This is a genomic window from Marinococcus sp. LNSP9103-4 (assembly GCF_056034345.1).
In genome coordinates, this window is the sequence record NZ_JBQLIA010000016.1 from 12,689 (window position 1) to 31,036 (window position 18,348).

Annotated in this window: 21 protein-coding genes and 1 riboswitch; of the genes, 3 read left to right on the forward strand and 18 right to left on the reverse strand. The window is 50.9% G+C overall.

Going from position 1 to position 18,348, the window contains the following annotated elements; all coding sequences use genetic code 11:
- The first annotated feature begins 183 nt into the window (after positions 1-183).
- A complete protein-coding gene (gene serA / locus ACTRXG_RS11255) occupies positions 184-1,800 on the forward strand; it encodes a phosphoglycerate dehydrogenase (RefSeq protein WP_474285000.1) in 1,617 nt (538 codons plus the stop codon).
- A 56-nt stretch (positions 1,801-1,856) separates the two neighbouring features.
- Here the strand turns inward: serA and ACTRXG_RS11260 are convergent, their stop codons facing one another.
- From ACTRXG_RS11260 to ACTRXG_RS11305, 10 genes are all read right to left on the reverse strand, one after another.
- Entirely contained in the window at positions 1,857-2,327 is a 471-nt protein-coding gene (locus ACTRXG_RS11260) for a GNAT family N-acetyltransferase (protein WP_474285001.1), read from the reverse strand.
- A gap of 157 nt (positions 2,328-2,484) precedes the next feature.
- A complete protein-coding gene (locus tag ACTRXG_RS11265) occupies positions 2,485-2,919 on the reverse strand; it encodes a hypothetical protein (protein WP_474281388.1) in 435 nt (144 codons plus the stop codon).
- Complete coding sequence (locus tag ACTRXG_RS11270) at positions 2,916-3,503, reverse strand: cob(I)yrinic acid a,c-diamide adenosyltransferase (protein ID WP_474285002.1); 588 nt, start codon at positions 3,501-3,503, stop codon at positions 2,916-2,918. Before ACTRXG_RS11270 ends, ACTRXG_RS11265 begins: the two co-directional genes overlap by 4 nt.
- A 14-nt stretch (positions 3,504-3,517) precedes the next feature.
- A complete protein-coding gene (locus ACTRXG_RS11275; protein WP_474285003.1) occupies positions 3,518-4,849 on the reverse strand; it encodes an ABC transporter ATP-binding protein in 1,332 nt (443 codons plus the stop codon).
- Positions 4,849-5,895: a FecCD family ABC transporter permease gene (locus ACTRXG_RS11280; protein ID WP_474285004.1), complete on the reverse strand. Its 1,047-nt coding sequence runs from the start codon at positions 5,893-5,895 to the stop codon at positions 4,849-4,851. The genes ACTRXG_RS11275 and ACTRXG_RS11280 overlap by 1 nt, the downstream gene beginning before the upstream one ends.
- Positions 5,876-6,826 carry an ABC transporter substrate-binding protein gene (locus ACTRXG_RS11285; RefSeq protein WP_474285005.1) on the reverse strand — a complete coding sequence of 317 codons (951 nt, stop codon included), beginning with the start codon at positions 6,824-6,826 and terminating at the stop codon, positions 5,876-5,878. Before ACTRXG_RS11285 ends, ACTRXG_RS11280 begins: the two co-directional genes overlap by 20 nt.
- A gap of 22 nt (positions 6,827-6,848) precedes the next feature.
- Entirely contained in the window at positions 6,849-7,580 is a 732-nt protein-coding gene (locus ACTRXG_RS11290; protein ID WP_474285006.1) for a class I SAM-dependent methyltransferase, read from the reverse strand.
- A gap of 20 nt (positions 7,581-7,600) precedes the next feature.
- Positions 7,601-9,346 (reverse strand): ATP-binding protein, encoded by a 1,746-nt coding sequence (locus ACTRXG_RS11295; RefSeq protein ID WP_474285008.1) that lies wholly within the window; start codon positions 9,344-9,346, stop codon positions 7,601-7,603.
- Positions 9,343-10,062, reverse strand: coding sequence for a response regulator transcription factor (locus ACTRXG_RS11300; RefSeq protein ID WP_474279020.1), 720 nt, complete (start codon positions 10,060-10,062; stop codon positions 9,343-9,345). The genes ACTRXG_RS11295 and ACTRXG_RS11300 overlap by 4 nt, the downstream gene beginning before the upstream one ends.
- 93 nt (positions 10,063-10,155) lie before the next feature.
- Positions 10,156-10,869, reverse strand: a complete 714-nt coding sequence (locus ACTRXG_RS11305; RefSeq protein ID WP_322525178.1) for a pseudouridine synthase — start codon at positions 10,867-10,869, stop codon at positions 10,156-10,158.
- Positions 10,870-10,952: 83 nt separating this feature from the next.
- On the opposite strand from ACTRXG_RS11305, the gene ACTRXG_RS11310 reads away from it, so the two are divergent.
- The gene (locus ACTRXG_RS11310; protein ID WP_474285010.1) at positions 10,953-11,480 is read left to right on the forward strand and encodes a hypothetical protein; all 528 of its coding nucleotides are present in this window, start codon (positions 10,953-10,955) and stop codon (positions 11,478-11,480) included.
- Here the strand turns inward: ACTRXG_RS11310 and scpB are convergent.
- Both scpB and ACTRXG_RS11320 read right to left on the reverse strand, forming a co-directional pair.
- Entirely contained in the window at positions 11,465-12,037 is a 573-nt protein-coding gene (gene scpB, locus ACTRXG_RS11315; RefSeq protein WP_474262174.1) for an SMC-Scp complex subunit ScpB, read from the reverse strand. The genes ACTRXG_RS11310 and scpB overlap by 16 nt on opposite strands.
- Positions 12,034-12,774 carry a segregation/condensation protein A gene (locus ACTRXG_RS11320; protein WP_474279026.1) on the reverse strand — a complete coding sequence of 247 codons (741 nt, stop codon included), beginning with the start codon at positions 12,772-12,774 and terminating at the stop codon, positions 12,034-12,036. Before ACTRXG_RS11320 ends, scpB begins: the two co-directional genes overlap by 4 nt.
- A 134-nt stretch (positions 12,775-12,908) precedes the next feature.
- Between ACTRXG_RS11320 and ACTRXG_RS11325 the strand changes: the two genes are divergently transcribed.
- Complete coding sequence (locus ACTRXG_RS11325) at positions 12,909-13,439, forward strand: DUF309 domain-containing protein (protein ID WP_474285011.1); 531 nt, start codon at positions 12,909-12,911, stop codon at positions 13,437-13,439.
- A gap of 55 nt (positions 13,440-13,494) precedes the next feature.
- Here ACTRXG_RS11325 and ACTRXG_RS11330 read toward each other — a convergent pair whose 3' ends face one another.
- The 6 genes from ACTRXG_RS11330 to ACTRXG_RS11355 form a co-directional block, all read right to left on the reverse strand.
- Entirely contained in the window at positions 13,495-13,872 is a 378-nt protein-coding gene (locus tag ACTRXG_RS11330; RefSeq protein ID WP_474262178.1) for a GNAT family N-acetyltransferase, read from the reverse strand.
- A 219-nt stretch (positions 13,873-14,091) separates the two neighbouring features.
- The gene (gene ribH / locus ACTRXG_RS11335; RefSeq protein ID WP_474285012.1) at positions 14,092-14,565 is read right to left on the reverse strand and encodes a 6,7-dimethyl-8-ribityllumazine synthase; all 474 of its coding nucleotides are present in this window, start codon (positions 14,563-14,565) and stop codon (positions 14,092-14,094) included.
- A gap of 12 nt (positions 14,566-14,577) precedes the next feature.
- A complete protein-coding gene (locus ACTRXG_RS11340) occupies positions 14,578-15,786 on the reverse strand; it encodes a bifunctional 3,4-dihydroxy-2-butanone-4-phosphate synthase/GTP cyclohydrolase II (RefSeq protein WP_474285013.1) in 1,209 nt (402 codons plus the stop codon).
- A 30-nt stretch (positions 15,787-15,816) separates the two neighbouring features.
- The gene (locus ACTRXG_RS11345) at positions 15,817-16,416 is read right to left on the reverse strand and encodes a riboflavin synthase (protein WP_474285014.1); all 600 of its coding nucleotides are present in this window, start codon (positions 16,414-16,416) and stop codon (positions 15,817-15,819) included.
- 4 nt (positions 16,417-16,420) lie between these two features.
- Positions 16,421-17,503 (reverse strand): bifunctional diaminohydroxyphosphoribosylaminopyrimidine deaminase/5-amino-6-(5-phosphoribosylamino)uracil reductase RibD, encoded by a 1,083-nt coding sequence (gene ribD, locus ACTRXG_RS11350; RefSeq protein WP_474285015.1) that lies wholly within the window; start codon positions 17,501-17,503, stop codon positions 16,421-16,423.
- A 169-nt stretch (positions 17,504-17,672) separates the two neighbouring features.
- Positions 17,673-17,822, reverse strand: a riboswitch (FMN riboswitch).
- Between the two features lie 74 nt (positions 17,823-17,896).
- On the reverse strand, positions 17,897-18,334 hold the full coding sequence (locus tag ACTRXG_RS11355; RefSeq protein ID WP_022792317.1) for a peptidylprolyl isomerase: 438 nt from the start codon (positions 18,332-18,334) through the stop codon (positions 17,897-17,899).
- Positions 18,335-18,348 lie beyond the last annotated feature (14 nt).

Sequence of the window (18,348 nt, forward strand, 5' to 3'; positions counted from 1 at the left end):
TGAATACCAGTTTCTTTTCGTATGTTCAGCGGCGTCAGGTAAATTGACACCTGTACTGGAGTATGATAAAGTTCTTTCCAACTACGCGTAGACATTTGTCCTCCAGAGAAATACAAATGGGCATTTAAAGCACAAAATGTCAACGGACTTTTTGTGAATGAACGAACAAGGGAGTGGAGTAACATGCAGAAAACTATGAACGAAGAAGAAACAGCGACCAGCAATCAGACGTTTCGTGTGCTTGTATCCGATTCGATGAGCAGCGAGGGCCTGTCGCCGCTGCTTGAAAGCAACCAGGTACAGTGCGTTCAGCAGCACGTTGATGAGGCAGAAGGACTCGATTCTTTTGATGCCCTGCTCGTCCGGAGCGGTACGACCGTCACTGCGGAAGTAATGGATTCCATGCCGAACCTCCGCATCGTAGCCCGCGCCGGTGTTGGAGTAGATAATATTGACATTGATGCCGCTACCAAACGGGGGATTGTAGTGATCAACGCCCCGGACGGCAATACCATCTCCACGGCCGAGCACACATTTGCCATGATGGCTTCGCTCGCCCGTAAAATTCCGCAGGCGAATGCCTCATTAAAGTCCGGTGAATGGAACCGTAAAGGCTTCCAGGGTACGGAGCTTCGTGGAAAGACGCTTGGCATTGTAGGCTTCGGCCGTATCGGTTCGGAGCTGTTCAAGCGGGCCAAGAGCTTTGAAATGAGCGTTATCGTATACGATCCGTTCCTGACAAAAGAACGCGCAAACGAAATGGGCGTTGACCTCCGGGACTTCGAAGAGCTGCTTGGAGAGGCGGACGTAATCACTGTTCATACGCCGCTCACCAAAGATACAAAAGGCATGCTTGGCCAGGAGAACCTTGGCAAAACAAAGCCCGGAGTAATGCTGTTAAACTGCGCCCGCGGCGGGATTATTGATGAAGACGCCCTCGTTCATTATCTTGAAAGCGGCCATGTGGCAGGCGCGGCTCTTGACGTTTACGAAGAGGAGCCGGCGAATGAAAATCCACTCATCGCATTTGAACAGGTCGTCAGCACGCCGCATATTGCGGCTTCAACAAAAGAAGCCCAGTTAAACGTTGCTTCCCAGGTCTCCGACGAGGTGCTTCAGTTTCTGCAGGGGCTGCCGGCCTTAAACTCCATTAACCTCCCGACCATGTCGAAAGAAAAGTTTGAAGCGATACGCCCGTACTATGAATTTGCCCGCCGCATGGGTAATATCATGTCCCAGAGCGTAAAAACGCCCGTTCAGGAGCTGAACGTGCGCTACAGTGGCAATGTCACCGACCTTGAAACATCTATTCTGACCCGCTCCCTTCTCGCCGGCTTTCTCCAGAGCCGTATTGACGCACCGGTCAATGATGTGAATGCCTCCACGATCGCCAAGGAACGGGGCATTGACTATGGAGAGCAGTTCGGCTCCCAGTCGCTTGGCTACTCCAACCTGATTCAGGCGACCGTCGAAGGCGAAGGCCGTTCGTTTGCGCTGTACGGCACCTATGTGAAGGAATACGGTCCGCGCATCGTACGCATTAACGACTTTAATGTCGACTTCTATCCGACCGGCCACCTCATTTATATCCAGCATACGGATAAGCCGGGGGTTATCGGTAAGATGGGCCAAATTCTCGGACGGCATCAGATCAACATTGCCACCATGCAGGTTGGACGCCGCGAAGAAGGCGGCGAAGCCATCATGATGCTCGCCGTTGACCGTGAAGCCAACCAGGATGTCGTAAAAGATTTAACGTCCATTGAAGAAATTTCCCTGGCCGATACGATTGAACTGTAGCAGTAACACAAAAAAGACGTGCCCGCGGGCGCGTCTTTTTTTGTACAGCTGCTCTTCTACCTGATCTCTTTTTTTAAATAAATATCGAAATGGTACACTTCTTCCCTTTCTCCCATTGACTCGTATAGAGCCACAGCAGGCGCATCTTCCTTGTCTGCCTGAATGAAAACAGCGGAAGCATTAAGGTTTTCCGCTTCCTTTATGAAAAAGATTAATAGATTTGTGGCGATTTTCTGCCGGCGAAACCGGGCATCCACAGCGAGATCATAAATGTAGATTTCACATGTTTCTTTTTCCATTTTATTCATTACGTAAGCCGTAAGGCCGGCTACAATCCGCTCGCTATAGGCCGCTGTACAGACAATTACCCTGTCGTTTGAAAGCTGCTTCAAAAGATAGGCATCCGAAGGCTTGTGCCCCGTGTACATCTCCTTTTCTTCAAACGCTTCACCATAAAGCTCGTTCAATTTCCTCATCTGCTTTACGCCCGCCCCATCGTTCTCCAGCCGCTGATAGGTAACCATCATAGGAAAACTCCTCCTTTCCGGATCTGTAATGCTCCGCTGCATTAACGGTGAATCGCTTCTAGCTGTCTTAAATATATTCAGTTTTATTGAAATCTTCAATTTAAATTCGTTTAATGATAAAAAAAAGACGAGCTCCGGGCCCGCCGCTGTCACTTTTTTATGCTTTCGGCCACAAATAGCCAAGCAGCTCGTTAAGCTGCTTTTCCCGGTTTTCGTTCAAAAAAATATCGCCGTTCCGGGTAATAAATGCATAATTCCCGTCTTTTTGAATCCACTGCTTCTGCATAGCCATCTGCTCCAAAAAGCAGTAGATAAAAATATGCTTTGTTTTGATATGCTTACCGTGCTTCTCCAATTTCAGCGATTTCTCCATAACCTTCCAGAAACGCCGGTGAATATGCCCTTCCTCATCAAGCCGGATACGTCCATGCACCCTCAGACGGGTCAGAAAAAACAAACATGCAGAGAGCAGCCAGCTGTCCCGTTCTACTGGCCCGCTCTGATCATTCAGCCAGCGGAGCAGCCCGACGTCAATGAAAACATCTTCACCACTGAGCTGTGTTTGAATAGTCTGTGCCGGAAGCTGCTTCATTTCTTATTTTCCCTATCCTGCTCAGTCGTAAATACTTCTGCGCTTCGTTCGTATTCAACGTCCACTGCCCCCATCCGGCTGTTCGCAATTCTCGCGGCGCTGAACAGATAATCCGACAGACGGTTCATATACATAAGCACCGGGGCGGGCACGTCTTCAGCTTCGCCTGCGCGAACAAGCTCCCGTTCTGCCCGCCGGCAGACGGTACGGGCAAGATGAAGCTCTGCCGATAACGGCGTGCCTCCGGGAAGAATAAATTTTTTCAGCGCCGGGGCCTCCTCCGTGTATTGGTCAATCCGGTGCTCGAGCCATTCCACCGTTGAAGCTGTGACCTTCTTTATAGCTTCCGGGCGAATGTCAGCTGTATCACTGCCACAGTCAAATAATTCATGCTGAATACGCTCAAGATCCTTCTGCAGATCTGATCCGCTTTTTTCCTCCGCCGCCATCAGCCGTGCCTTGCCAATCAATGCGTTTACTTCTTCAAAGCTTCCAAACGCTTCAATTCTCGCATCGCCTTTGTTTCTTTTTCCGCCTACCACGGCGGTGTCTCCGCGGTCTCCCTGCTTGGTATACAGCTTCATGTTTTTCACCCTTTCTATCCGGAAGCCGAATTATATTCATCTAACAATGATTCTATCAATTTTCCGGTGTGAAGGTAGTGCCAATGTAACTGTTCTTCCGGGAATGCTTCATTCTTCTTTATCGGTGCTGTCACCATAATCTCTTTGAGCTTCCCGTGGGAAAGCCCGGTACACCCGCGCTCATACATCCATTCAAAGGCCTTTCTTTGTATGTAAAGCTGTAAAGATGAAACCTCCTCGGCTGGCCAGCCTTCGGCCATGTGGATCCACAAAAAGCATGATTGTCCGGAGCCAAAAACAGCCTCCCGGCTGCCTGCGCTTTTTCTCCATACCTGCATCCCTGGAGAGCATTGGATGGTATGGGCCGGCCGCTTGTCGCGGCTTTCGTCAGTGAAAATATGCACAGCACCTTTTATTTTGTCCACTGAAAGCACCGCTCCATAAACCAGCTTTTTTAACGAAGGAGCGTACACGTTTAAAGCTGAACGTGAAACTGCTTCGGTTTGATACGCTGTTTCCGACCATGAAAGCGGTGCGTCCGGGTCATTACCTTCCGGCTGTGGCGGTCGCCAGTGCACGGCTGGTGCTTTTATTTCATGCTGCAGGCTGACATGAATATCAGCCTGGTACACTTCCGACAGCCGTTTTTCAGTAAAAACAGCCGCCGGTTCATCAAACGCTTCCGATTGGCCCTCTGAGAGCATCAGCACCCGGTCGCAGTATAGAGCAGCCGCCTGAATATCGTGCATTACGACTACCACAGTCCGGTTTTGTTCCGAAGCCCAGCTGCGAATGTAGTTTAACAATTCAATGCGATAGTGTATATCCAGGTGGTTAGTCGGCTCATCAAGCAGCAGACATTCCGGTTCCTGCGCAAGCAGTCTTGCAAGCAGTACCCGCTGTTTTTCACCACCGCTTAAAGCGTGAAACGAATGAAATCTTTTGGACCATACGTGCATCTGCTGCATCGCGTTTTGAATGACTCGTTCATCCTCTTTATTGCTTGCTGCCGGCCACAGGCCTTTTTGATACGCATACCTTCCCATTTCTACGACCTGGCGCGCCGAATAGGCTGCTGTAAGTTCGTCAAACTGCGGCAGGTAGCCGACAGTCTTAGCCCGTTCCGAAGAAGTGAACGAGCTCAGAGGTTTGTTTTTATACCGGATGCTTCCGGACGACACCTCATGCAGACCGGCCATCACGCGGAGCAGTGTAGACTTTCCGCTGCCGTTCGGGCCAACGATGCCGATCATCTCCCCAGCCTCAACGTTAAAGGAGATACGCTCAACGACCGTACTGCTTTTCCCGTAGCCGGCAGTTACGTTTTCGACCTGGACTTCTGCCATTACTGCCACCGCCTTCTTCGCTGATAAAATAAAAGCAGAGCAAATACAGGAGCTCCGGCCAGTGCCGTAATCACCCCGACCGGCACCTCTGCCGGAGCAGCCGCCGTGCGTGCAATCAAATCCGCCAGCATTAAAAACACTGCTCCGCCGCCAAAAGACAGCGGCAGCAGATGCTTATGATCCGGGCCCCACAGGAGCCGGATCATATGCGGAATCACGAGCCCTACAAACCCAATAGTGCCTGAAACAGCGACCGCTCCTCCTGTTAGTACGGATGCGCCGATTAAAAGCAGCAGCCTTATCCTCGGTACGTTCACCCCTACCGAGGAAGCACTGTCCTCCCCAAACGCAAACGCGTTGAGGGCGCGGGCATGCGGAAGCAGAAGCAGCACTCCTGCCAGCAGAAACGGAACAATCAGCTGAAAATAATCCCATCCTCTGCGGCTCACGCTGCCAAGCAGCCACTGAATAATCTGCCGGAGTTCTTCTCCGCTGAACGCAATCAAAAGCGACATAAACGCGCTGAGAAATGCGGTGATGATAATGCCCGCAAGAATCATCGTTTCAGTGCGCACAGCCCGTTCCACAGAGTAAACAAAAAGAAGCAGGACAGCAAGCGTTAAAAAACCGCAGACGATGCTGACTACCGGCAGGGTAAATCCGCCGAGCAGGGGTATCTGCCATCCGAAATACAATACGGCCACCGCCCCGAGCGAAGATCCAGAGGAAACGCCGAGCGTATAAGGATCGGCAAGCGGGTTCCGCAGCAGTCCCTGAAAAACAGCCCCGGCCAGCCCCAGCGCCCCTCCTACTGCGGACGCCAGAAGTACCCGCGGCAGCCGAACCTCCTGAATAATCGCTGCAGTACCGCTCTCTGTTTCAAGAGAGACAGGAAGAAACGGAAAAAACTGGCTCACTACCGCTTTGATGCTTACAGACAAAGGCACCGTTACACTTCCGGCGGAAACAGCGAGCAGCAGCACCCCGGTAAACGCTGCGAGCATCAGAAGATAAGCACTGGTGTAATTAGCTTTCAGCCATCGCATCCGGATGAATTCTTTCTGCCATTTCCTTAAGCCCTTCAGTAAGACGCGGACCCGGACGGCTCACTTTATCGCTGCTCAATGCGTATACTTCTTCATTTTCCACTGCAGGAAGAGTCTCCCAGCCTTCTCTTGAAGCAATCGTTTCAAGCGGCTCCTCTTCTGTCGGATACGTCGTTAAAATGATGTCCGGGGAAGCGTCAATGATTTCTTCTTCGCTCACCATCGACCATCCCTCCAATTCGCCGGCAGCGTTCCCTGCATGCACAGCATCAAGCATTTCATCAATAAACGTGCCGCTTCCTGCGGTATACAGATCAGGGGAGGCCCCTACTTCCACATACACCTGCCGGTCAGCCTCTGCTTCTTCGGTCGCCTTCTTTACTTCTGAGACGTCTTCTTTCATTCCATCGATAACTTCAGCGGCTTCCTCTTCTTCTCCGATGGTGCTCCCAATCAATTCGATGCTCTCATATACAGCTTCAAACGACTGCGCGTCCGGGACGGTAACTACCGGAATGCCCGCTTCCTCCACCTGGGAAAGAGAGTCTTCAATGCCGGATGAGGCGTGGGCAAGCACCACGTCCGGCTCCATGGAAATAATCTCTTCAATATTTGGTTCGAGGCCTGAACCGACGCTTTCGATGTTTGTAACCTCCTCCGGATATGTATCCGCATCGGTTCTTGCTTCGACCCGGTCGAGCGCTCCCAGCTCATACACTATTTCTGTATTGCTCGGTATCAGACTGACAATTTCTTCGGGCGCCTCGTCGAGCGTGACTGTCTCTCCAGAAGCGTCCGTAACTTCAATCGCTTCCGTATTTTCATTACTGCTGCCCCCGTCGCCGCCCTGGCTGCCGCTTTCTTCATCAGTGCTGCAGGCAGCAAGCGCCCCTGCTGCCGGTATTATCATTATCAGTGCTTTAAATTTCATCCATGCTCTTCCTTCCTGCTTATTATTCTGCAAGCTGGGCGATAAATATCTGCCTTGGGGAAGTTTCGAGTTGAAAAGGAGAAGCATCATAATCGCCGTAAAAAGCATGTATCTTCAGGCCGTGCGCTTCCATCATGCTGCGAAGCTGGCTTTCCTGATACATTTTCACTTTTTCCATGTATCTTCTGGTAGAATCTCCTTCTACGATGCTGATGCGTTTTACGACAAATTCATCCTGGATGCTTCGCTCCTGATAAATTTTCAGTCCATCCTTCACCGTTTCATCCCGGGGAACAATATGCTGCTTAATATACTCGGGGTTCAAATAATCAAAAACAAACCATCCTCCCGGCTTTAACGCAGAGGCGGCCTGCTGGAATATTAACTCATTTTCCTCATCGTCCGGAAAATAGCCAAAGCTTGTAAACAAATTAAAAGCCAGGTCGTATTCTTTCCGGATATGCACGTTGCGAATATCACCCCGCTGGTATTGCACCGCCAGTCCGTTTGTCAATTCAATTGCTTTTTTCAGCAGTGCCGGCGAGAGATCGATGCCGGTAACATCCACCCCTTTTCTCGCCAGCCAGCGGGCATGGCGCCCGTTCCCACAGCAAAGATCAATAGCCTTTGCGCCCGGCGTCAACGGAATCTTTTCCATAATCGTGTTTAATTCACTGGCCGCCTTCGTTTCATCGCGGTGGTCGTACACCCGCAAATAGTCTTCCTGAAAGTGCTCTTCGTACCAAGCTTTCATGCTGAACCGCTCCTCTAGCTTTACTTATTCGGCAGATCAATATAAAACGTCGTCCCTTCCCCCGGCTCGCTTTCCGCTGCAATAGCCCCGTGATGGGCGTCGACAATATTTTTAACTATGGCAAGTCCGAGCCCGGTGCCTCCCTTGCCCCGCGTCCTTGCTTTGTCTGCTTTATAAAAACGTTCAAATACATATGGGAGATCCTCTTTTGAGATTCCGCTGCCTGTGTCGCTGACTTCCATATGCAGCGATTCCCCGTTCACAGCCCTGATAGTGATAGCTCCCCCTGCTTCGGTGTGACGAATCGCATTATGAACCAGGTTTGTCAGGATCTGCTCTACCCGGTCAACATCAATATAGGCGTATTTCTCCGGAGCATGCAGATCCAGATCAAGCTGTACCTCAGATTCATCAGCAAGTCCCTGGAATTTCCGTTCCACCCGTTGAAAGAAGGAGGTTACTTCCTCCTCCTCTTTTTCGAGCTTCAGGTAGCCGGCTTCCATCCGGGCAAGATCAAGCAGTTCATTCACCAGACGCCCCATGCGCAGCGATTCATCGTAAATGATGCGTCCGATCTCTTTCTTTTCTTCCTCTGTCGCTGCAATATCATCCACGATGGCCTCACTGTATCCCTGGAGCATGCTGATTGGTGTCCGCAGCTCGTGGGATACGTTGGCGATAAAGTCCTTACGCAGCTTATCGTGCCGACGTTCTTCTGTCATATCCCTGACTACGGCTACCGCCCCGCGTACGTCTTCGTTGCCATAAAGCGGGGTGACCAGCACCGCAAAGCTGCGCCCCTGTACCTCAAACTCATCAAGCTGTTCCATTTCTGTTTCCACTGCTTTTTCAAACAGGCTGGTAACTTCCGCCGGAAGTGAACTCGCTTCCTTTTTATCCTCGAGCTGGTTCAAGCGGATGAAGTATTCCGCCGGGGGGTTAGTCAACACCATCGTCCCTCCCCGGTCAAAGGTGATCACCCCATCAGCCATGCTGTGTAGAATGCGGCTTAGCTGTTCTTTTTCCTGATTTAACGCTGTGAGGTTATGCGACAGTTCCCGGCGCATCCGGTTAAATGCGTTGCCAAGCTGACCAATCTCATCGTTGCTTACTACAGGCACTTTGGAGTCGAAATCTCCCTTGAGCACATTGAGAGCAAGCTCACGCATTCTCCGGAGCGGTGCTGTAATACGGGTACTCAGAAAAAAAGCAAAAACGGTGGTTAAAATAATCGCAATACCGGCTGAGAGCAGAATGATCTGCTTTGTTTCCCCGGTGGTCTCTTCAATGACCGAGAGCGACTGATATACATACACTTCCCCTTCACGGCCGGCATTTGTCATAAAAGGCTCGCCGACAGCAAAAATCTCGTCGTCGCCGCCATCCATGGAAAAGGTGTCGTGAACCGTAACCTGCTCGCGTTCTCCGGCCACCCGGCCGAGTTCATTGCTGTTCTGAATATCAGCGGCTGCCAGACCGTCCCCGCCCCCAGAGCCGTACCAGAGGTCTCCATCGATAAACACCATCACTTCCGAATTGTACGTGCCGGCAATTTGATCAATGACCGGCTGCGAGCTCTCCAGGGTATTTTCTTCCTGCAGCGATGTGGCAATGATCTCAGCATTGTTCGTTAACTGGTTTTCTGCTTCCGAAATATTAAACTGTTCGAAAAACTGGAGCAGCAGGATGGTAAGAATTAACAGGACTACCGTTAACAGTCCCAGTATAGTCAGCCAGAGCTTTCCGACGACGCTGCGCCAGATCATTGCTTTTGCTCCACCTCGAATTTATAACCAACGCCCCAAACTGTTGATATCATGTCTGCAGCGTCTTCAGAAACCTTATTAAGCTTTTCACGCAGTCGCTTTACGTGCGTATCCACTGTCCGGAGGTCCCCAAAGAAATCATATTTCCATACGTCTTTCAACAGCTGCTCCCGGGAGAATACCTTGTCCGGCGACTGGGCCAGATACAGCAGCAGCTCGTACTCCTTCGGCGTCAGCCCGATGATTTTATTGTCCACCGTTACCCGGTGGGCATCGTTATCAATCGTTAAATGCGGGAAAACGAGCACTTCATTGGCAGATGTTTCCGGCTTCATGTATTTAGTGGACGATGAACGCCGGAGCAGTGCTTTTACGCGCAGCGTTACCTCGCGTGGACTGAACGGCTTGACGATGTAGTCATCAGCCCCTACTTCAAATCCCTGTACTCTGTTGGATTCCTCCCCTTTAGCTGTCAGCATAATAACCGGCGTCGCTTTTGTTTCACGCAGCTGTTCACATACTTCTTCGCCGTCCATGCCGGGAAGCATTAAATCAAGCAGGATAACGTCGTAATCCTTTTCCAGGGCCATCGCAAGAGCGTCCTCCCCGTTTTCCGCCTCTTCAATTAAAAAATCTTCGCGCTCCAAATACATCCGGATAAGCCGGCGGATCCGGGCTTCATCGTCTACGACTAATATTGTTGTCTGCTGGTCCATGAAATCCTCTCCCTGTTTAAAAAGCTTATGCATTCATTTTACCCGCCGCCAGACTGAGATTCCAAGCGGCAGGTCTGAAACATTGATGAACTTTTAGGCCAGATCCTTGAGCTGTTTAACTTCTTTTGGCTTCAGCGGACGGGTTTCCCCTGGATTCATTCCGAGCAGATCGAGCATGGCGTACTGCTCGCGCTTCAGCTTTTCCACCGGGTGTCCGATCTTTTCGAACATGCGGCGGATCTGATGATTTCTTCCTTCATGGATCACAATTTCAATAATCGAGCTATTGCCTTTTTTGTTGGCAGATTTAACGTTCACTTTCGCAGGGGCCGTTTTTACCCCGTCAAGCTCGATGCCGTGGCGGAGAAGCTGCAGCTTTTCTGCGGACGGTTTGCCCGTCACCTTCGCGATATACGTCTTTTTTACATTGCTTTTTGGGTGCATCATTTTATTGGCGAATTCGCCGTCATTAGTTAAAAGCAGCAGCCCGGAAGTGTCATAATCCAGCCGGCCGACGGGGAAAATACGCGCCTTTACTTCGGGAAAGAAATCGGTGACCACTTTGCGGTTTTTATCATCCGCTACCGCGGAAATAACCTGCTTCGGCTTGTATAGTAAATAATAGACCGGTTCTTCCTTCGTGAGCGGAATGCCGTCCACTTCCACCTGGTCATTGATACCGACTTTACTGCCAAGCTCTTTGACAGTTTTGCCGTTCACCTTTACCCGGCCGTCCGTAATATAGTCTTCTGCTTTTCTTCTTGAAGTGATGCCGGCCTGGGCAATCACTTTTTGTAATCTTTCCATAAATAGGCCTCCTCATACAGTTTTTTCTGCTTATTTTATTTTCGTCCTGCTTCCGCTACAATACGGAGAAAGGAGCGTTCCACATGACATTTCATTTTCTGATTCTTTATGCCGCTCTGCTGCTTCTTACCGGTATAACCGCCTGGTCCGCTGTCCGCACCTACCGTACATACAGACAGCTGCGGGAAGTGGACCTGCGTATAAACCGGCTCGAGACCGCAGCAGAAACCACCCGGACCCAGGCCTATACGGCCTCCGTCGAGCAGGACATCTACATCCGGTTCATAACGGTGAAAGATGCTCTGTTCCGGCAGTTCAATGCACCGCACCCCCGGGCTGTCCGGGAGTCCGAGCACGCTCTGCATTTTTCGGAAGAACAGCTTCACACTGCCTTTTCGTCCCGCGAAGCAGAGGAATTGCGGCAATTTTTCCAGCGCTACCGTATATACCTTGATTCGTACTGGAAAACCGGTACGAGCAGCTGGAAAACGGTATTTGTGTCAAACGCACAAAACGGCGCTGACAGTTGGGAAACTGTCTACGCCGCCACTAAGTCACTGTACCAGGAAGCAGAGCGCTTATCAGCGCTTTTCACTTATTCTTCATCTTGATACAGTTCCCGGAAAAACAGATCCGCCTGTTCCGGCTGTTCTTCATCCTCGAGCGGCGGCAGCTCTTCCAGGGTTTCAAGTCCAAAATACTCTAAAAAGCGGGTGGACGTTACAAAAGACATCGGCCTCCCCGGCTTCTGGGTACGCTCAAATTCTTTGACGAGTCCTTTGGTGAGCAGGGTCTGCAGCGCCCGGTCCGATTTTACTCCGCGCACCTGATCAATGTCTGCCCGCAGTACCGGCTGATTGTACGCAATAATAGCAAGTGTCTCCAGGGCTGCCTGGCTGAGCGTCTGCCGGTTCTGCTGCTCACTGAACTGCTCAATCGCTTCCGCCGCCCCGGGCACCGTGGCGAAGAAAAATGTATTTTCCGCCTGGGTAATCTGCAGCCCGCCTTCCCGCTCCGCCCAGGCATTCTTTAAGGAGATTAAGTGTTCGCGGGCAGTCTCGGTTTCTAAACCGAGGGCTTGGGCGGCCTGTTCTGCCTCCAGGCCTTCATCCCCGCTAATATACAGCAGCGATTCCAGCTTCCCCTCAATCGTTTTTTCCTGTTTCATACCTTCACCTTTTCTGCCAGTTGAATCGTTATATCATCAAAATTGTGCGCCTGCTCGCAGCGAATTTGCTTTTGTTTCATTAGCTCGAGCAGAGCAAGAAATGTTACCACCATCTGCGGCTTGGTTCTTGTTTCTTCAAACAGCTGGTAAAACGAACAGGCATCGAGTCGTTCGACTTCTCCCATTACCTCTGTCATACGGTCTTCCACCGAATATTCATCCGCCCGGACAGTGGCCTGCGGAGGATGGGCGTTTTTCGCCCGTTCCTTCATCTTCTGAAACGCTGCCACCATATCATACACCGTCAGCCCCTCCGGAAGACTTTCTTCCTTTTCTTCACCGGTGCTCCATTCGCTAAGCGGTTTTTTGTACACCTGTTGCTGCTGCTGTTCTTTCTGTTGAAGCTTCCCGGCTGCTTCTTTATAGCGCCTGTATTCTTCAAGCTGCTCAATCAGCTGTTCCTTCGGGTCTTCTTCCTCAATCCAGGCCTCCTCATCAGCCGTCACAGGCAGCAGGGTCTGGCTTTTGATCTGCAAAAGCGTAGCGGCCATCACGAGGTACTCCCCCGCCACATCGAGCTCAAGCTCCTGCATGGTCCGGACATATTGCAAATACTGATCCGTGATTGCAGCGAGCGGAATATCCTGAATATCCATCTCCGCCTGCTGGACAAAATGAAGCAGCACATCAAGCGGCCCTTCAAATTGATCAATTTTCACTTTATACTGCTCGGACATAGTTCCCATCCTTCATCACTTGTTGAGTGCTGTTGCAAGTATATCATATCCGCTGTAAGCAGGGCATGCGTTTTCCCCGTACGTTTTTGATACAATCAGTTCTATCAATGATTTTTGAAAGGAGAAACCGCCGTATGTATCCAGACGCCTACATTCTGTTTCTTGTCGAATTTCACAGCACCCGCGATTACTTTGAATGCCACGAAATACTTGAGGACCACTGGAAAGAAGCCCCTTCCGGAGAGCGTGACCCTGTATGGCCCGGACTGATTCAGATCGCTGTTGGTCTGTACCACGAGCGGAGGGGAAATCTTACCGGTGCTTCCAAGTGCCTGAAAAACGCCGGCGTGATTCTCGGGCCGCTTGCGCACCGTCTGCAGGCACTCGGGCTCGACGCCGAGAGGCTTCTGCAGGCTATCGAGGAGCAGCTCGAACATCTCGGAGAGCCGTTCCGGGACATGAACCTGCCGATGATGGATCCCGAACTCGAAGCCGAGTGCATCCGTATGTGTGAACAAAAAAACATTCCCTGGCTGCAGGCCTCTCCGCTTGAAGATACGGATCTCGTCCACAAGCACGTGCTCCGTGACCGCACCGATATTGTACATGAACGCGATAAGCAGCTCCGCATCCGGGATAAGCAGCGCCGGAGCGGCGGTCTGTAATCACATCTTCTGCGTATTTCCATTAAAAAACCCGCCGTGTACCGGCGGGTGGATATTAGTTCACTTCATTTTCCAGAATATCCTTTTGGTGTTCATCGCACACCTGCAGGAACTGGACCGTTTCCTTGCTCGCAACCAGGTCCTGGTCGAGACGCCCTCTGACCGCCTGCACCATTTTTTTGCCGATCCCTTCATCCCGGTAGGATGGATTCACGCATACATGGCGAAGCTCTGCTTCTCCGTTTTCGGTGTAACGCAGACCGACGACTCCGACAATATCATCGTCTTCCTTCCACATAAACAGCTGCCAGTCATCTGTTTCTTCGTACTGCTGGACCGTTTCCTGGAGCTTTTTTACATCCTTTTCTTCCGGCATGTACGAAAGAAGCCCCATCGCTATTTTTTTATAGGATTGTTTATACTTAATCAACATAACCAATTATCCCTCATTGTGATCAGAATTTCAGACAAATTTGTCTTCATCTCCATAATTTACGCAAACCAGTATCCAAATTCACCATTGACCATACACGCTTTTGGACAGAAATGCAAGAGGAATATAGGTAATTATAACTGAAAGCCGCTTATCACCGCTCATGCACGTGTAATCACTCAAACCAAAATCACACGGCTTTAAACCGTGTGATTTATTTTACTCCATGCGGATTTTTTTTGCAAGACTGGCCATTTCCACGGCTCCCATAGCTGCCTCGGAACCTTTATTCCCAGCTTTTGTGCCGGCACGTTCAATCGCCTGTTCAATGGCTTCCACCGTGATGATGCCGTTAATAACCGGAAGCTCTTCCTGCAGGGAGACATTTGCGACTCCTTTGGCGGATTCGCTGCATACATAGTCAAAATGTGGAGTTGCGCCGCGGATGACAGTACCAATGGCCACAATCGCATCGTATTTTTTCGTTTTGGCTGCCTGCTGGGCGGCAAAAGGAATTTCAAACGCCCCGGGCACCCAGATAACATCTATATCCTCTTCCTTTACCCCACTGCGGATTAGCGTGCTTTCCGCTCCTTCGAGCAGCTGTTTGTTAATAAATTCATTAAAACGTGCTACGACGATCGCAATTTTTTGTCCACTGCCGTTTACGTTGCCTTCAATAGTAGTTGTCATTATATTTTCCTCCTAAAAATGAAGCATGTGTCCCAATTTTTGAAACTTCGTACGCATATATTTCTCATTTTCCTCCTGCAGCGGCAGCTGTATCGCAATCCGCTGTGTCACTTCAAGGCCGTAGCCGGAGATCCCCGTTATTTTCCTCGGATTGTTAGTGAGCAGCTTCATTTTCCCTACGCCAATGTCGCGGAGCACCTGGGCACCGATCCCGTATTCACGCAGATCATCCGGGAAACCAAGCTTTTTGTTTGCTTCCACCGTATCATAGCCCGCCTCCTGCAGCTCATAGGCTTTTAATTTATTGATCAGGCCGATGCCGCGTCCTTCCTGGCGCATATAAAGCAGTACCCCTTTGCCTTCTTTTTCGATCTGCATCAGCGCTGCCTGCAGCTGTGGTCCGCAGTCACAACGCTTGGAGCCGAAGACGTCCCCAGTCAGACATTCCGAATGAACCCGGACCAGTGTTTCTTCCTCCGGATCGATCTCCCCTTTTACAAGCGCCATCATTTCTTTCCCATCAATGGAGGAAGTAAAACCAAGCGCCCGGAAATCACCAAATTCGGTCGGAAGGCTCGTATCCGCCTCCCGCTTCACCAATTTTTCGCGGTGACGGCGGTAGCTGATTAAGTCTTTGATCGTTACCATTTTTAACCCGAACCGGTCAGCAATTTCGCGGAGCTCCGGAACCCGGGCCATTTCCCCGTCTTCCCGTGTAATTTCACAAATCGTCCCTGAGGCCGTTTTTCCAGACAGGCGCGCAAGATCAATCGCAGCCTCCGTATGACCGGCCCGCTGCAGGACCCCGCCTTCTTTTGCAACAAGTGGAAACACATGGCCCGGACGCTGAAAGTCCCCCGGTTCTGCGGTCTGATTGGCAAGATGCTGGATCGTCAGCGCCCGCTCGGAGGCACTGATACCGGTTTTGGACGACACATGGTCGACGCTCACCGTGAAAGCAGTACCGTGCGGATCAGTGTTTTGATCAGCCATCGGCTGAAGCTGCAGACGCCCGGCCTGCTCTTCAGTAATCGGAGTGCATACGAGACCGCGGCCATACGTAATCATAAAGTTAATTGTCTGGGCATCAATGTTTTCCGACAGGGCGACAAAATCTCCTTCGTTTTCCCGGTCTTCGTCATCACAGACGATCACAACCTGCCCGTTTCTCAGTTCATCTAACGCTTCTTCAATAGGGTCAAACCAGCGTCGTTCCTCCATGGTATCGTTCCTACTTTCTTTGCAAAGGTTTTATTTATCTACAGTTAACAGACGTTCTGTATATTTGGCAAGCATGTCACATTCAATATTGACCAGATCACCAGCCTGTTTATCTGCCAGGTTGGTTACCTCCCACGTATGCGGAATAATCGACAGAGTAAAGGTTTCTTTTTCGTCGTCCACTCCGAAAATTGTCAGGCTGATGCCATCGACCGTGACGGAGCCTTTATTAGTCATGTAGCGGAGCTGCTCCTTCGGTGTCTGTACGTGCACGTAAATCATGTTTTCTTCCTCTTCAATGGAAGCAATGGTTCCAGTGGCATCCACATGTCCCTGGACAAAGTGTCCGCCAAACCGTCCTCCGGCCTGCATCGCAAGCTCCAGGTTTACGCGTGTGCCTTCTTTCATGTATTTCAGACTCGTATGCTTGAGCGTTTCAGCCATCACGTCCACGTAGACGCACCGCCCGTTTTTAGCCGTCGCTGTCAGGCAGATGCCATTTACCGCGATGCTGTCGCCAATGTGAATACTGTCCATATCCAGATTACTCTCAAGCTCGAGCTGAATTAAATTTTCCTGATGCGTCATTTTTGACACTGTTCCTGTCGCTTCTACAATTCCTGTAAACATGCTTTCACTCCCCGGACTGCAGTGTATATTTTCGGTCCTGCCCGAATGTCTCTTCTTTTTTCAATGAAAATGCCCGGGCTTCCTGAAGCGTCGAAATACCATTTCCCTGATACACTCCGGGTGCATTTTCCCCACCAATCACAATCGGCGCTACATACATTAAATATTCCTGAATCACTTCTGCTTCCAGGAAAGAGCCGAGAATGCCGGCCCCTCCTTCCACAAACAATGAAACGATTTTCTTTTCCCCGAGCACATCCAGCACCGCGGAGATATTTTTCACGCCGGAAGCGACCGGAATCACTTCAGCTCCTGCTTCTTCCAGGCGGCGCTGCCTCTCAGCATCAGCCGGATCGTTCGTCAAAACGTAGACCGGAGCTGCGGCGTCTTTTAGCATCCGGCTGTTTTCCGGCATCCGGAGTTCACTGTCCAGCACGACCCGTGCCGGCGTCACTCCCGTTTCCGGGACCCGGGCCGTAAGAGAGGGATCATCGCTCAGCACCGTTCCGATGCCGACTAATATGCCGTCACACCGGCGCCGTTCCTGGTGAACATCCTCCCGGGCTTCTTTTCCGGTAATCCACTGGCTTTCGCCCGTGGCCGTAGCAGTCTTTCCGTCTAGAGAAGAAGCTGTTTTAGCCGTCACGTAAGGTCGGCCGGTCTTCATAAAATGAAAAAATTTCCGGTTTAAGTAAGCCGCTTCTTCCTGCCTGACTCCGGTCACCACTTCAAGGCCCGCTTCTTCCATCATCTGTATGCCTTTTCCGGCTACAAGCGGATTCGGGTCTGACGCTGCCACCACTACTTTTTCGATGCCCGCTTCAATAATCTGTTTGGCACACGGCGGAGTACGGCCGTAATGGCTGCAGGGCTCAAGAGTGACGTAAATCGACGCTCCTTCAGCTTCTTCTCCTGCCATCGCGAGCGCATGGACTTCTGCATGTGCCTCCCCGGAGCGAAGATGCGCTCCCATCCCCACAACTCTCCCATCTTTAACGACGACGGCACCGACCATTGGATTCGGGTAAGTCTGCCCTTCCGTCGAGCGTGCCAGTTCGAGTGCTGTGTGCATCCAGGTATGATCCATATGGCCGGACCTCCTTTATTTTTGCTTGCTGCTATTGATTACAGAAATAAAAAAAGCTCCCGAATGAAAACATCCGGGGGCTTTTATACATACGTATCCAAAATAATATTCCAGTTCTCTTCTGCAGCGTTACACCTGCTGACAGAAAAACAGAATTTTTTCGAATACGGTTTTCCTTCTCCCATCCAGACTATTACTGTCGGCTTCAGAGTTGCACTGAATCCACCGTCCACGCCAGCAGCGCTTACCGGGTCACGGACTGAAAAGCATTCGCTTTATCACCGTCGGTTGGGACTTGCACCCGACCCCGAAGGATGTTGATCGCAATCAACGTACCGTATGAAGTTAAAATACATTTTATTACTTTCTTAAATATCCGTCAAAAGATTCAGCTTACGCTTCGTCCCAGACCCGCACTTCCTTCATAACGTCCTGCGCCTGAATGCGGTCCACCTGGTCCATGTTATCTGTCACACGGCCGAATACCGTATGCACGCCGTTCAGGTGCGGCTGCTGGTCAAACAGAATAAAGAACTGGCTGCCGCCGGTGTCTTTTCCGGCGTGCGCCATCGACAGATAGCCTCTTTCGTGGGTGCGCGGGTTCCCTTCCGTTTCACAAGGGATCGTGTACCCCGGGCCGCCGTCTCCACGGTTGTTCGGGCATCCGCCCTGGGCGACAAAGCCCGGGATGACGCGGTGGAACGTAAGGCCGTCATAAAAGCCGTCATTTGCCAGACTTTCAAAGTTTTTCACTGTGCCCGGTGCGTCCTCCGGGAAAAATTCCAATGTTACTGTTTCTCCATTTTCAAATGCGATTTTACCTTTTTTCATCTCTCTCTACCCCT